Annotated in this window: 12 protein-coding genes and 1 tRNA gene; 2 read left to right on the top strand and 11 right to left on the bottom strand. The window is 69.6% G+C overall.

Going from position 1 to position 12,586, the window contains the following annotated elements:
- Window positions 1-56 precede the first annotated feature (56 nt).
- Complete coding sequence (locus tag NI17_RS22935) at window positions 57-1,241, bottom strand: globin domain-containing protein (RefSeq protein WP_068687452.1); 1,185 nt, start codon at window positions 1,239-1,241, stop codon at window positions 57-59.
- Window positions 1,242-1,374: 133 nt separating this feature from the next.
- On the bottom strand, window positions 1,375-1,818 hold the full coding sequence (locus NI17_RS22930) for an Rrf2 family transcriptional regulator (RefSeq protein ID WP_068687451.1): 444 nt from the start codon (window positions 1,816-1,818) through the stop codon (window positions 1,375-1,377).
- A 120-nt stretch (window positions 1,819-1,938) separates the two neighbouring features.
- Here NI17_RS22930 and NI17_RS22925 point away from each other — a divergent pair, with 120 nt between their 5' ends.
- On the top strand, window positions 1,939-2,403 hold the full coding sequence (locus tag NI17_RS22925; protein ID WP_068687450.1) for a glycosyltransferase family 28 protein: 465 nt from the start codon (window positions 1,939-1,941) through the stop codon (window positions 2,401-2,403).
- 32 nt (window positions 2,404-2,435) lie between these two features.
- On the opposite strand, the gene cysN is transcribed toward NI17_RS22925, so the two are convergent.
- The 9 genes from cysN to NI17_RS22880 form a co-directional block, all read right to left on the bottom strand.
- Window positions 2,436-3,704 (bottom strand): sulfate adenylyltransferase subunit CysN, encoded by a 1,269-nt coding sequence (gene cysN, locus NI17_RS22920; RefSeq protein WP_068687449.1) that lies wholly within the window; start codon window positions 3,702-3,704, stop codon window positions 2,436-2,438.
- A gap of 53 nt (window positions 3,705-3,757) precedes the next feature.
- Window positions 3,758-4,687, bottom strand: a complete 930-nt coding sequence (gene cysD / locus NI17_RS22915; RefSeq protein WP_068687448.1) for a sulfate adenylyltransferase subunit CysD — start codon at window positions 4,685-4,687, stop codon at window positions 3,758-3,760.
- A gap of 48 nt (window positions 4,688-4,735) precedes the next feature.
- Complete coding sequence (locus NI17_RS22910; protein WP_119267986.1) at window positions 4,736-5,527, bottom strand: 3'(2'),5'-bisphosphate nucleotidase CysQ; 792 nt, start codon at window positions 5,525-5,527, stop codon at window positions 4,736-4,738.
- A 150-nt stretch (window positions 5,528-5,677) separates the two neighbouring features.
- Window positions 5,678-6,340, bottom strand: a complete 663-nt coding sequence (gene pth / locus NI17_RS22905) for an aminoacyl-tRNA hydrolase (RefSeq protein WP_068687447.1) — start codon at window positions 6,338-6,340, stop codon at window positions 5,678-5,680.
- Window positions 6,341-6,367: 27 nt separating this feature from the next.
- A complete protein-coding gene (locus tag NI17_RS22900) occupies window positions 6,368-6,958 on the bottom strand; it encodes a 50S ribosomal protein L25/general stress protein Ctc (RefSeq protein ID WP_068687446.1) in 591 nt (196 codons plus the stop codon).
- 266 nt (window positions 6,959-7,224) lie between these two features.
- Window positions 7,225-8,193 (bottom strand): ribose-phosphate diphosphokinase, encoded by a 969-nt coding sequence (locus tag NI17_RS22895; protein ID WP_068687445.1) that lies wholly within the window; start codon window positions 8,191-8,193, stop codon window positions 7,225-7,227.
- A gap of 81 nt (window positions 8,194-8,274) precedes the next feature.
- Window positions 8,275-9,729 carry a bifunctional UDP-N-acetylglucosamine diphosphorylase/glucosamine-1-phosphate N-acetyltransferase GlmU gene (glmU, locus tag NI17_RS22890; protein ID WP_068687444.1) on the bottom strand — a complete coding sequence of 485 codons (1,455 nt, stop codon included), beginning with the start codon at window positions 9,727-9,729 and terminating at the stop codon, window positions 8,275-8,277.
- 329 nt (window positions 9,730-10,058) lie between these two features.
- Window positions 10,059-10,130: transfer RNA gene (locus tag NI17_RS22885), tRNA-Gln, on the bottom strand.
- A gap of 185 nt (window positions 10,131-10,315) precedes the next feature.
- On the bottom strand, window positions 10,316-11,239 hold the full coding sequence (locus tag NI17_RS22880) for a helix-turn-helix domain-containing protein (RefSeq protein WP_068687443.1): 924 nt from the start codon (window positions 11,237-11,239) through the stop codon (window positions 10,316-10,318).
- A gap of 381 nt (window positions 11,240-11,620) precedes the next feature.
- Between NI17_RS22880 and NI17_RS22875 the strand changes: the two genes are divergently transcribed.
- A complete protein-coding gene (locus NI17_RS22875; protein ID WP_068687442.1) occupies window positions 11,621-12,577 on the top strand; it encodes an acyl-CoA desaturase in 957 nt (318 codons plus the stop codon).
- Window positions 12,578-12,586 lie beyond the last annotated feature (9 nt).

Genomic DNA, 12,586 nt, shown 5'->3' with positions numbered 1-12,586 from the left:
GGCGGCCCGCGCCGGTCAGCCGGCGCGGGCCGCGGCGGAGCGATTCGCCGGGGTGGTCAGCTCTCCGGGAGCCACAGGTCGGGGCCGAACACCTCGTAGTGGACCGCCCTGGCGGAAACACCCGCGGCCAGGATCTGGGCGCGGGCGTCGCGCATGAAGGGCACCGGGCCGCACAGGTAGACCTCGGCGTCGGCGGGGATCTCGACGTCGCCCAGGTCCATCCGGCCGGTCCGGCCGCCGTCGCCCTCCTCGTACCAGACGATCCGCTCTGCCCGCGGCAGCGCGTCGACCAGCTCCGCGGTCTCCTCGCGCAGCGCGTGGGCGTCGCGGGAGCGGTCGGCGTGCAGCGCCAGGACCCGGCGGGTGGCACCGGTGGCGGCGAGGTGGTGCAGCATGCCGACGATGGGGGTGCAGCCGATGCCCGCCGAGACGAGCACGAGCGGCCGGTCGCCGTCGGTGAGGACCACGTCGCCGAAGGGCGCGGAGACGGTGAGGCGGTCGCCCACGCGGGCGTCGGCGTGCAGCAGGGTGGACATCTCCCCGTCGGGGGCTCCCCTGCCGCCGCGGACCCGCTTGACGGTGATCCGCCTGCTCCGCTCGTCTCCGCCGGAGACGGAGTACTGGCGGAGCTGGTGGACTCCGTCGGGCATGCGCATGCGGACGCTGACGTACTGTCCGGGCCGGACCTCGGGGAGGGGTGCGTCGTCGTCGGGCCGCAGGGTGAGCGACACCACGTCGGGGGTCTCCTCGCGGCGGTCCACGATCGTCCACTCCCGCCAGGTGCGGCCGTTGACGGCGCCCTTCTCGGCGTAGATCCGGGCCTCCATCGCGATCAGCGCGCCGCCCATCAGCCAGTACACCTCGTCCCAGGCAGCGGCGACCTCGGGGGTGACGGCCTCGCCCAGGACGTCGGCGATCGCGCCGAACAGGTACTTGTGTACGACGACGTACTGGTCCTCGGTGACCCCGACGGCGGCGTGCTTGTGGGCGATCCGCGCCAGCATGGCGTCGGGGCGCTCGTCGGGACGGTCCAGCAGCGCGGTGGCGAATCCGGCGATGGACCCGGCGAGTGCCCTGCGCTGCTCCCCGTTGGCCTGGTTGGCCCGGTTGAACAGACCGTCGAGCAGTTCGGGACGGTCCGCGAACATCGTCGCGTAGAAACGGGCGGTGATCTGGTCGAGGTGGGCTCCCACGACCGGGAGCGTGGCACGGACGATCTCGGCGGACTGCGGTGACAGCATGCGCCCTCCAGGGGTTGGGGAGTTCGAGGACCCTTTAATTTGCATCTCAGATGCATATTAAAGAGCGCGCCTCCACTCCCCCATCCACCCCCCAGGAATCACCGGGGCACCACCTGTGCAGGTCGGAGCAGGTCTACGGCGTCTGCTCGGGAGGCTGGAGCGCCACCAGAATCTTCCCTGTGGGACTCGCCACAAGCGACTCGACGGTCACCTCGTCCAGTGCCGCGAAGAACGCCTCCTGCGCCCGACGCAGCTCGCCGCGCAGCCGACAGGCCTCCCGCAGCGGACAGGGCGGATCGTCCTCGCACCCCACGACGTCCCCCGCGCCCTCCAACTCCCGGACGATCGAGCCGACGGTCGCCGAGAACCCCGCCCGGGTGAGCCGCAGTCCGCCGCCGCGCCCCCGCCGCGCCTCCACCAGACCCATCTCACTGAGCCGCGCCACGGCCTTGGCCGCGTGCGTGTAGGGAACGGCCATCATCGCGGCCACCGAGCGCGTGGTGAGCGCCTCCTCCTCGGCGACGGCCAATCGCATCACGATACGCAGCGACAGGTCGGTGAAAACGGTCAGACGCATGCCACCACGGTATGCGCCTCCCGAACACACCACGGAAACAAACCGGCCATAACCCCGCAACCAGCGCACTATCACTTCAGGTAATGGCTACATAACCCTGAGTCATGTAATTATTGGGCCATGACCTCTTCACCCGTCCTGCTCGTGGCCGCCAACGGCGGGCACCTCGCCCAACTGTGGCCCCCGCGCCCCTGGTGGCACGGACACGAACGGTTCTGGATCACCCTGCGCACCGCCGACCTGGCCGCCCGGCAACCCCCCGAACCGGACGCCCGGCCGCGCCACCCCCTCCTCCGGCGCGCCACCGCCCTGTTCCGCAACACCCTCACGGCGATCCGCCTGTTCAGCCGGTACCGCCCCGCCGTGGTCGTCTCCACCGGCGCACGCGACACCCTGCCGTTCCTCGTCCTGGCCCGGATACGGGGAGTGCCGACCCTCCCCGTCGAGATCCACGACCGGGTCACCACCCCGACCCGCACCGCACTGCTGTGCCGCCCCTCACCCGGACGGCTCCCGGTCCGCAACCGGCACCGGAGACGGCACGACGCCGCGTCCGGACCACGCCCGGCCCAACCGCGGCGCTGACACGCCACCGGCCACGCCCGGCCCCGGGCGCGTCACCCGGCCCTGAGGATCATGCCTGCGCCCACCGTCGTGTTGGTGCCCTCGTCGATCAGGATGAACCCGCCGGTCAACCGGTTGCGCTGGTACTCGTCGACGAACAGGGGCTGGGTGACCCGCAACGACAGCCGACCGATCTCGTTCAACTCCAGCGCCGCCGCCGACTCGTCGCGGTGCAGCGTGTTGACGTCCAACCGGTACCGCAGGTCGCGAACCATCACCTTGGCGGTACGCGTGGTGTGCTTGATCAGCAACCTCGTCCGCGGCGTGAGCGTACGCCCCTCCGCCATCCAGCACACCATCGCGTCGACGTCCTGGGTGACGCTCGGCCGGTTGTGGGGACGGCAGATCATGTCGCCGCGCGAGATGTCGATGTCGTCCTCCAGCAGCAGCGTCACCGACATCGGGGAGAACGCCTCGGCCACGTCCCCGTCCGCGGTGAGAATCCGCCTGATCCGCGTGGTCAGCCCCGACGGCAGGTGCACCACCTCGTCCCCCGGCTTGAGCACCCCGCCCGCCACCTGGCCGGCGTAGCCCCGGTAGTCGTGCAGGTCCGGGTCGTCGGCCCGGTGCGGCCGGATCACGTACTGCACCGGGAAACGCACGTCGATCAGGTTGCGGTCGGACGCGATGTGCACGTGCTCCAGGTGGTGCAGCAGCGACGGGCCGTCGTACCACGGCATGTTCAGCGACCGCTCCACCACGTTGTCGCCGTGCAGCGCCGAGAGCGGGATGAAGGTCAGGTCGGTGACGTCCAGCTTGGCGGCGAACGTGGAGAACTCCTTCTTGATCTCCTCGAACCGCTCCTCGGAGTAGTCCACCAGGTCCATCTTGTTCACCGCGAGCACCAGGTGCGGCACCTGCAGCAGCGTGGCCAGGAAGGCGTGCCTGCGGCTCTGCTCCTGCAACCCCTTGCGGGCGTCCACCAGGATCACCGCCAGGTCCGCCGTGGAAGCCCCGGTGACCATGTTCCGGGTGTACTGGATGTGGCCCGGCGTGTCGGCGATGATGAAGGTCCGCCGCGGGGTCGCGAAGTACCGGTAGGCCACGTCGATCGTGATGCCCTGCTCGCGTTCGGCGCGCAGACCGTCGGTGAGCAGCGCCAGGTTGGCCTGCTCCTCCCCCCGGGACCGGCTGGTACGCTCCACCGCGTCGAACTGGTCCTCGAAGATCGACTTGGAGTCGTAGAGCAGTCGGCCGATCAGGGTGCTCTTGCCGTCGTCGACGGAACCGGCCGTGGCGAACCGCAGAATGTCAGTACTCATGAGCAAGTGGTCCAAGTGCATAGGCGCGGATGGGTGGAGTGGGAGGAGAGCGGCTAGAAGTAGCCCTCGCGCTTGCGGTCCTCCATGGCGGCCTCGCTGCTGCGGTCGTCGGCGCGGGTCTGGCCGCGCTCGGTGATCCGGGTGGCCGCGATCTCGGCGATCACCTCGTCAAGCTCGGTCGCCGTGGAGAGAACCGCGCCGGTGCACGTCATGTCGCCCACCGTGCGGTACCGGACGGAGGCCTCGAAGACCTCCTCGTCCTCGTCGCGCGTGACGAAGGGACTCTCGGGCAGCAGGATGCCGTCACGCTCGAACACCCGGCGCCGGTGCGCGAAGTAGATGGACGGCAGTTCCAGTTCCTCGCGGCGGATGTAGTTCCACACGTCCAACTCGGTCCAGTTGGACAGCGGGAACACCCGGATGTTCTCGCCCCGGTTGACGCGGGTGTTGTAGATGTTCCACAGCTCGGGACGCTGGTTCTTGGGGTCCCACTGGCCGAACTCGTCCCGGAACGAGAACACCCGCTCCTTGGCGCGCGCCTTCTCCTCGTCGCGCCGCGCCCCGCCGAACGCCGCGTCGAAGCTGTTCTCCTCGATGGCCTCCAGCAGCGCGGCCGTCTGCAACCGGTTGCGGCTGGCCCACCGGCCCGTGGTCTCGACCACCTTGCCCGCGTCGATCTGCTCCTGCACCGAGGCCACGATCAGCCGCACCCCCAGTTCGGCCACCCGCCTGTCGCGGAACTCGATGACCTCGGGGAAGTTGTGCCCGGTGTCGACGTGCATCACGGGGAACGGGATCGGAGCGGGCCAGAACGCCTTCTCCGCGATCCGGAGCATGACCACGGAGTCCTTGCCGCCCGAGAAGAGCAGCACCGGACGCTCGAACTCGGCCGCGACCTCCCGCATGATGAAGATCGCCTCGGCCTCGAGGAAGTCGAGTTGCGAAAGCTGATACCGCCCGACGGCGTCACTGGCCTGACTCATGGAAACCCGCCTCGTGCTCGCTCCGTTCGCCCGAGCCGAGGCGCGGCCTCAGGCTCCGGCGTGTGGACCCGCGTTGTCCAGATCCGCTACGTTACGGATGCTGGCCAACAACATACCCGACAACTCTGGTCGACATACTAGGATATCCGGCAGGTAGGGGTCGGACCGGTTGTAGGTCAACCCGCTCCCGTCGATCCGGGAGACATGCAGGCCGGCGGCCCGAGCCACGGCCACCGGAGCCGCGCTGTCCCACTCGTACTGGCCGCCCGCGTGAATGTAGATGTCGGCGATCCCCAGCATCACCGCGCAGATCTTCGCACCCGCCGACCCCATCGGCACCAGCTCGGCTCCCAGCCGGTTCGCCAACCGCCGCACGAAGTCCGGAGGCCGCGTCCGACTCGTGGTGATCCGCAACCGCTGCTCCGCCGGACGCTCCTCCGGCAGCCACGGCGGGTCCACCGTCGACAGCGTGCTCCCCTGCGCGGGCAGCGACACCGCCCCCGCGGCCAACTCCCCGTTCTCCCACAGCGCCACGTGCACCGCCCAGTCGACCCGGCCGGCCTCACCGAACTCGCGGGTGCCGTCCAGCGGGTCGATGATCCACACCCGGCGCGCGCTCAACCGCCGGGGATCGTCCACCCCCTCCTCCGACAGCACCGCGTCACTGGGCCGCAACCGCCCCAACGCGGAGAACAGAAACTCGTGCGACACCCGGTCCCCCAGGGTCCGCAACACCTCGGGCTCGTCGAATCCGTTGCGCTCCCGCAGCCGCATCAGCTGCTGCCCGGCCTCCACAGCCAGGTCACGCGCCACCTCGTGATCGTCTCTGATGGTGCTCACCAGGTTCAGTATGCTCCCATCCCGGACGCCGAACGCGTCACTCCCGGAATCCGCACATCCGGACCCGCCCACCAGTCTCGCACGGTCCCCGCCCCGAAACGGCGACTCCCACCCGGAAACCGACTCCGGACGGCCCGGAACACCGCCCGCTCAGGCGGCCGTGTGGTAGATCAGCTGGGCCTTCTCCAACCCCGAGGTCAGCACCGTCTCCACCGCGTCGGCCGCACGCGCCACATGCACGTCCAACTCCCTGCGCTCCGTCGCGGAGAAGTCCCGCAGCACGAACGCGGCGACGTCCATCCGCCCCGGCGGACGTCCGATCCCCACCCGGACCCGCACGTAGTCGGGGGACCCCAACGACGCCGTGACCGAACGCAGCCCGTTGTGCCCGGCCGCCCCGCCGCCCCGCTTCAACTTCAACGCGGAGAACGGGATGTCCAGCTCGTCGTGCACCACCACGACCCGCTCGACCGGCACCTTGTAGAAGGCGCACAGGTTCGCCACCGGCCCGCCCGACAGGTTCATGTACGAACGCGGCTTGGCCAGCACCACCGGCACATCGGAGACCCGCGTCTCCACCACCTCGGCGTGCGCCCTGTGCGCCCGCCACCGCTCACCCCGCTGCGCCGCCAGCGAGTCCACCACCATGAAACCCACGTTGTGACGGTTGCCCGCGTACTTGGGCCCCGGATTGCCCAACCCGACAACCAGCCAGCGCTCCCCGCTCACCTCACCACTCCCCACCGCTCGCGCAGCAGACCCCGCGGACACGACCGCGCGGCCTCCCCACAACCGTGTGAGAAGACCGCGCATCACCACAGAAACCGTTCCGGCGTCGCCCTACTCCGCGGCGGCCCCGCCCTCGGCCGCCTCCTCGGCGGCGGCCTCCGCGACGACATCCGCCGACACGGTCAGCACGATCGTGTCGGCGGCCGTGGACAGCTCGGTCCCCGCGGGCAGCTTCAGCTCACCCGCGGTGATGTGCGTACCGGCCTCAAGACCGGTCACGTCCACCTCGACCCCCTCGGGAATGTGGGTGGCCTCCGTCAACACCTCGACCTGCACCAGCTCCTGGTTGACGACCCCACCGGCGGCGACGTCACCGGTCACCGTCACCGGGATCTCAACCGCGACCTTCTCGCCCTTCTCCACCACCAGCAGGTCCACGTGCTCCAGGAACCCCTTGATCGCGTCACGCTGCACGCTCTTGGGAAGCACGAGGTTGTTTCCACCCTCGACGCCCTCCAGGCGCAGCAGCACGTTCGGGGTCTTCAGAGCGAGCATCAGATCGTGGCCCGGCAGATTGATGTGGCGGGGGGCGGTGCCGTGGCCGTAGAGGACGGCCGGCACCTTGCCCGCGCGACGGGCGCGGCGCGCGGCGCCCTTACCGAACTCGGTGCGCGGCTCGGCAGCGATACGTACCTCGGACACGACGAAACTCCTTGGTGGATCATCCCCCGCAACGACGGGGAGACACGGCCTCTACGAAAAACAGCCCCGCTCCATACCAGCGGGAAACCCCACCCACGCGGGGAACACACACGATCTCGCCGTGCCACTGCCAAGCGGCCCGCGCGAGCACGGAGATCGCCCCGCGGACGCGGGGAAGCTCATAGCAGTCTAACGGCTCGCCCGACACCTCGCGCACGGCAGGCCGGTCAGCGAACCCGGCGCCCGCTGACCGGCACCCGCGCGAATCACTCGAACAGGCTCGTCACCGAACCGTCACTGAAGACCTCGTTGACCGCACGGGCCACCATCGGCGCGATCGACAACTGCGTCAGCTTGTCGAACTGGCGGTCCTTGGGGATCGGCAGCGAGTTGGTGATCACCACCTCGGAGATCCGCGAGTCACACAGCCGGTCCACCGCGGGCCCCGACAGCACCCCGTGCGTCGCCGCCGCGATCACCTTCGCCGCGCCCTGCTCGAACAGGGCGTCCGCCGCCTTCACGATGGTGCCCGCCGTGTCGATCATGTCGTCCACCAGGACACAGGTGCGCCCCCGCACCTCACCGACGACCTCGTGCACCCGCACCTCGTTGGCCACGTCCGGGTCGCGCCGCTTGTGGACGATCGCCAGCGGCGTCCCCAGCCGGTCGGCCCACCGGTCGGCCGTACGCACCCGGCCCGAGTCCGGCGACACCACGGTCGCGTTGCTCAGGTCCACGTTCGCCGCCACGTAGTCGGCCAGGAGGGGAAGCGCGAACAGGTGGTCGACCGGACCGTCGAAGAATCCCTGGATCTGGTCGGTGTGCAGGTCCACCGCCATCAACCGGTCCGCGCCCGCGGTCTTGAACAGGTCCGTGATCAGCCGGGCCGAGATCGGCTCCCGACCGCGGTGCTTCTTGTCCTGCCGCGCGTAGCCGAAGAACGGCGTGACCACGGTGATGCGCTTGGCCGAGGCCCGCTTCAGCGCGTCCACCATGATCAGCTGCTCCATGATGGACTTGTTGATCGGATCGGAGTGGCACTGGATGACAAAGGCGTCGCTGCCCCGCACCGACTCCAGGTAGCGGACGAAGATCTCCCCGTTGGCGAAGTCCTGGAACCTGGTGGGAACCACCTGGATACCCAACTCCGCCGCGACCTCCTCCGCGAGATCGGGATGGGTGCGCCCCGAGAAGAGCATGAGTTTTTTCTGACCCGCGGCTTTCATGCCGGTCACGTTAACATCCCCCATAGTTCCGGTTGTTCTCTCTTCGCCTGCCCGGAAGCCCGTCCGGAGCCAGACGCGCCAGCGCCGCGCTCACCGATCCTCCTCCGAGCCGGCCCGGGCCCGCTCCGCGGCCTGCGCCGACGGAGTACCCGGACGTTTGCGCTCCACCCAGCCCTCGATGTTGCGCTGGGAACCCGCCGACACCGCCAGCGCCCCCGGCGGCACGTCCTCGCGCACCACCGTGCCCGCACCCGTGTAGGCTCCGTCGCCCACCCGCACCGGAGCCACGAACATGTTGTCGCTGCCGGTCCGCGCGTGGTCCCCGATCACGGTGCGGTGCTTGTTCACGCCGTCGTAGTTGACGAACACCGACGACGCCCCGATGTTGACCCCCCGGCCGATGTCGGCGTCGCCCACGTAGGTCAGGTGCGGCACCTTGGACCCCTCGCCCACCACCGAGTTCTTCACCTCGACGTAGGTGCCGACCTTGACCCCGCGCTCCAGCCGCGCGCCGGGGCGCAGGTAGGCGTAGGGCCCCACCGTGACCTCCGCGCCGATCACCGCCTCGCGGGCGACCGTGTGCGAGACGGCGGCGCCTTCCCCCACCTCGGTGTCGCACAGCACCGTGGAGGGACCCACCTGGGCGCCCTCCCCGACGACGGTGCGCCCCTGCAACTGGGTCTGCGGCTCGATCACCGCGTCGCGCCCCGCCTCGACGTCGACGTCCACCCACGTGGAGGCCGGGTCGACCACGGTGGCGCCGCCGCGCATGAGCCGCTCCAGCAGGCGGGCGTTGAGCAGGCGGCGCGCCTCGGCGAGCTGCACCCGGTCGTTGACCCCCTCGACCTCGGTCCGGTCGGAGGCGGTGTGGGCGCCCACCCGGTGGCCGTCGCCGCGCAGCAGGGCCACCGCGTCGGTGATGTACTCCTCGCCCTTGGCGTTGTCCGCCGAGAGCCGGTGGACCACCTGCGACAGCAGCGCGCCGTCGAAGGCGTACATGCCGGAGTTGATCTCGTCGACCGCGCGCTGGGCCTCGGTGGCGTCGGCGTGCTCGACGATCGCGGTGAAGACGCCGTCGGCGTCGCGCACCACCCGGCCGTAGCCGGTGGGGTCGGGCACGCGGGCCGACAGGACGGTGACGGCGTTGCCCGCCTCCTCGTGCGCGGTGACCAGGCCGCGCAGTGTCTCTCCGCGCAGCAACGGGGTGTCGCCGCAGGTGAGAACAACCGTGCCGGAGAGTTCGACGCCCTGGGCGCGCAGCGCCTCGACGGCCATGCGCACGGCGTGGCCGGTGCCGTTCTGCTCCTCCTGGACGGCGGTGACGGCGTCCGGGGTGATGGCCTTGAGGTGCTCGGTCACCTGCTCGCGGGCGTGGCCCACGACCACGACGGTGCGTTCGGGTTCGAGTTCGGCGGCGGCGGCGAGGACGTGTCCCAGCAGGCTCCGCCCGCAGATCTCGTGGAGGACCTTGGGACGCCTGGACTTCATGCGGGTGCCCTCGCCCGCCGCAAGGACGATGACAGCAGCTGGACGGCTCGCGCTCACTGGCGGCGACTCCTCATGTCGCTGGCGGATGAACCGGATGGGTGTTGTGCGTTCGATACGCGGCGGTCAGCGGCCCCGTGCTCGACACGCGGTGTCGGCGAAACGGCGAAGAAGGGCCCGTCAGGGCATGCTGAACTCACGTCCTGGGCCGACACAGGCAGCATACATCCGGGCTGAGGGGCGCTCCGGAGCACCTCGGAGGGCGGGTCACGGCCGACAGGACGGCGCCCGCAGGACGGGAACGGGGCCCGAGCCACTGGGACTCGAACCCCGATGTCCGTTTTATGAAGTTTCCCACTGAAGGCGTTTCCGCTGGTCAGTGAAGGGTGCTCCCGGACCAGGACTCGAACCTGGACGACGGGGACCAAAACCCCGCATGCTTCCAATTACATCATCCGGGATGGCAGGCCGCTGGAGGACAGCGTCGCACACTCACACATCCGTGGATGTGGAACCCACCAACTTCTTCTACCGCCACCTTAACGTCTCCCGCTTTCGGAAGCATCTCGGTTGTGTGGCTGTCGGCCGGGGAGCGGGTGCCCTGCCGTTCTCCCCGCCCCCTCAGCAACGCCCCCTCAGCAGCCCGCTACCAGGGCGGCTCCTCGGTGTTCTCGATCTCGGTCACCGCCTCCTCCGTCCCCTGCATGACCGCCCTGGCCCATCCCTCGAACCGGCGGTAGAGCCTCGAACTCTTCTGTGCGTAAAGAACCAGGCTGCCGTGGTAGTGGTCGCCGGTCTTCTTCCGGACGGTCCTGGGATTGTGCTTCTTGAGCGTGGGCCTGCGGAACCGCTCCGGCGGTACGCCGACCACCTCGGACCAGAACCGGGTGGCGTCCTCGACGTCCGCGTTCTCGTGGATGCTCAGCCGAAACGTCACCTCGTCGCGGCTCCACCCGCACAGTTCGAGAAAGCGCAGGAACATCCGGACCAGGTGGGGATCGCTGTTGACGAAGACAACCTCCCCCTGCCGCCGCCACGGCTTACTCTTGGAGCCTTCGCACCAGTAGGCGATCGCCCCCGCGATCAGGAGTTCGCGGTCGGTCAACTCGCCGATCTCCTTGGCTGCCTCGACCACCTGGGCGCGGCGCTCCTCCGCCTTGCGTCGGCGGTAGCGCTCCTGTCGGTGAGCGCAGTGCTCCGCCCACTCCTGCGGAGTCATCCCCGATCCTTCGGGGGGTTCGCCCGGATGGTACGTCTCCGGCTTCGGCAGGTCGCGCAGCCAGACGGACAGGCTGCTCTTGGAGACCCGGAGCCTGCGGGCGGTCGCGTCGTAGCTCCAACCCTGCTCGCGCAGGTCGCGGGCCTGGGCGCGCAGTTCGGTCCTGGCCCGGTTGGCGAGGTTGGCGTGCGCGGGCTCGACGTGGCCCTGGAGGAGCTGGGTGAGCTTCCAGCCGCTCAGCCCCAGTTCGGCGCGGATGTCGGGGTTGCTCCAGCCCCGCTCGCGCAGGTCGAGCACGCGGGCGCGGAGGGAGTCGTCACCGTCGGCGTTCGAACGTCTGTTCTGTGTCATGTGCCCAGCCTGGCGGGGCGCCGCGACCCGTCGCCGGGCTCTCGGGAGTTGTCCACAGGCGGAATCTGTCCGAGTAAGCGACCTCTGCCGCTCCGGTGACACTTTCTGCCGCATCTTCCCTGGTGGCCGGGGTAGGGGGCGCGTATTCGAGAATCACGGGCTCCTCACCCTTGCCAGACCTACGGTGCCGTAGGTTACGGTTACGTAGGCATAGGTTGTCCGACCGCCGGTGGTCGGGTGGCGGTCCTGCGCGTCCGTCCATCCGCCCTTTCGACCAGGATTCGCCTGGTGAGGTGGGGTGCGGCCGGTCCCGCCCACGGGCGGGCCGTCCGTCCGGGGGCTCCCTTCCAATCCGTACGGCCATCCAGAACGAGGTGGGCAATGTCCGCGACATCCGAGAAACTGCTCCAGAAGGCAAGACCGGCTCCCGAGCCGGAGATCCTGGAGGAGAAGCGCAGCAGGACCGAGCGCTACACCGTCTTCGCCTTCGTCCTCATCCCGCTGCTGGCGGTCGCCGCCGCGGTGCCCTTCGCCTGGGGGTGGGGACTGACCTGGACCGACGTCATCATCGGCGTGGCCTTCTACCTCATCAGCGGGCTGGGCGTCACGGTGGGCTACCACCGCCTGTTCACCCACGGCTCGTTCCGGGCCAACCGCCCGCTGAAGATCGCGCTGGCGGTCGCCGGGTCCATGGCGATCGAGGGCGGGGTCATCAAGTGGGTGGCCGACCACCGCCGCCACCACAAGTACTCCGACCACGAGGGCGACCCGCACTCGCCGTGGCGGTTCGGCGACGACTGGCGCTCGGTGGCCAAGGGCATGTTCTACGCGCACATGGGGTGGCTGTTCCTGGACGAGCAGAAGACCTCGCCCAAGCGGTTCGCCCCGGACCTGCTCAAGGACAGGGACCTGGTCCGCATCGACCGGTACTTCTGGGTGTTCGTGCTCGCCTCGCTGCTGATCCCGCCGGTGATCGGCGGCCTGGTGACCATGTCGTGGTGGGGCGCGTTCACCGCGTTCTTCTGGGCGAGCCTGGTGCGCGTCGCGGTGCTGCACCACATCACCTGGTCGGTGAACTCCATCTGCCACACCATCGGCGAGGAGAACTTCTCTGTGCGCGACCGATCCCGCAACGTGTGGTGGCTGGCGATCCCGTCCTTCGGGGAGTCCTGGCACAACCTGCACCACGCCGACCCCACCTGCGCGCGGCACGGGGTGCTCAAGGGGCAGATCGACATCTCGGCCCGGATCATCTGGGCCTTCGAGAAGCTGGGGTGGGCCACCAAGGTGCGCTGGCCCGACCCCGAGCGGCTGGCCGCCAAGCGTGTTGCGGCCTGACCGAATCGG

The organism is Thermobifida halotolerans, assembly GCF_003574835.2.
GTDB lineage: Bacteria > Actinomycetota > Actinomycetes > Streptosporangiales > Streptosporangiaceae > Thermobifida > Thermobifida halotolerans.
Note: the sequence above shows the minus strand (reverse complement) of the source record. Positions and strands in the feature narration are given on the sequence as shown.

Coding starts and splice junctions, on each gene's coding strand:
- cysD (WP_068687448.1), bottom strand. CDS start 4,687: ATGAGTCAGGCCAGTGACGCCGTCGGGCGGTATCAGCTTTCGCAACTC.
- NI17_RS22880 (WP_068687443.1), bottom strand. CDS start 11,239: ATGACACAGAACAGACGTTCGAACGCCGACGGTGACGACTCCCTCCGC.
- cysN (WP_068687449.1), bottom strand. CDS start 3,704: ATGAGTACTGACATTCTGCGGTTCGCCACGGCCGGTTCCGTCGACGAC.
- pth (WP_068687447.1), bottom strand. CDS start 6,340: ATGCGCGGTCTTCTCACACGGTTGTGGGGAGGCCGCGCGGTCGTGTCC.
- NI17_RS22930 (WP_068687451.1), bottom strand. CDS start 1,818: ATGCGTCTGACCGTTTTCACCGACCTGTCGCTGCGTATCGTGATGCGA.
- NI17_RS22925 (WP_068687450.1), top strand. CDS start 1,939: ATGACCTCTTCACCCGTCCTGCTCGTGGCCGCCAACGGCGGGCACCTC.
- NI17_RS22875 (WP_068687442.1), top strand. CDS start 11,621: ATGTCCGCGACATCCGAGAAACTGCTCCAGAAGGCAAGACCGGCTCCC.
- NI17_RS22935 (WP_068687452.1), bottom strand. CDS start 1,241: ATGCTGTCACCGCAGTCCGCCGAGATCGTCCGTGCCACGCTCCCGGTC.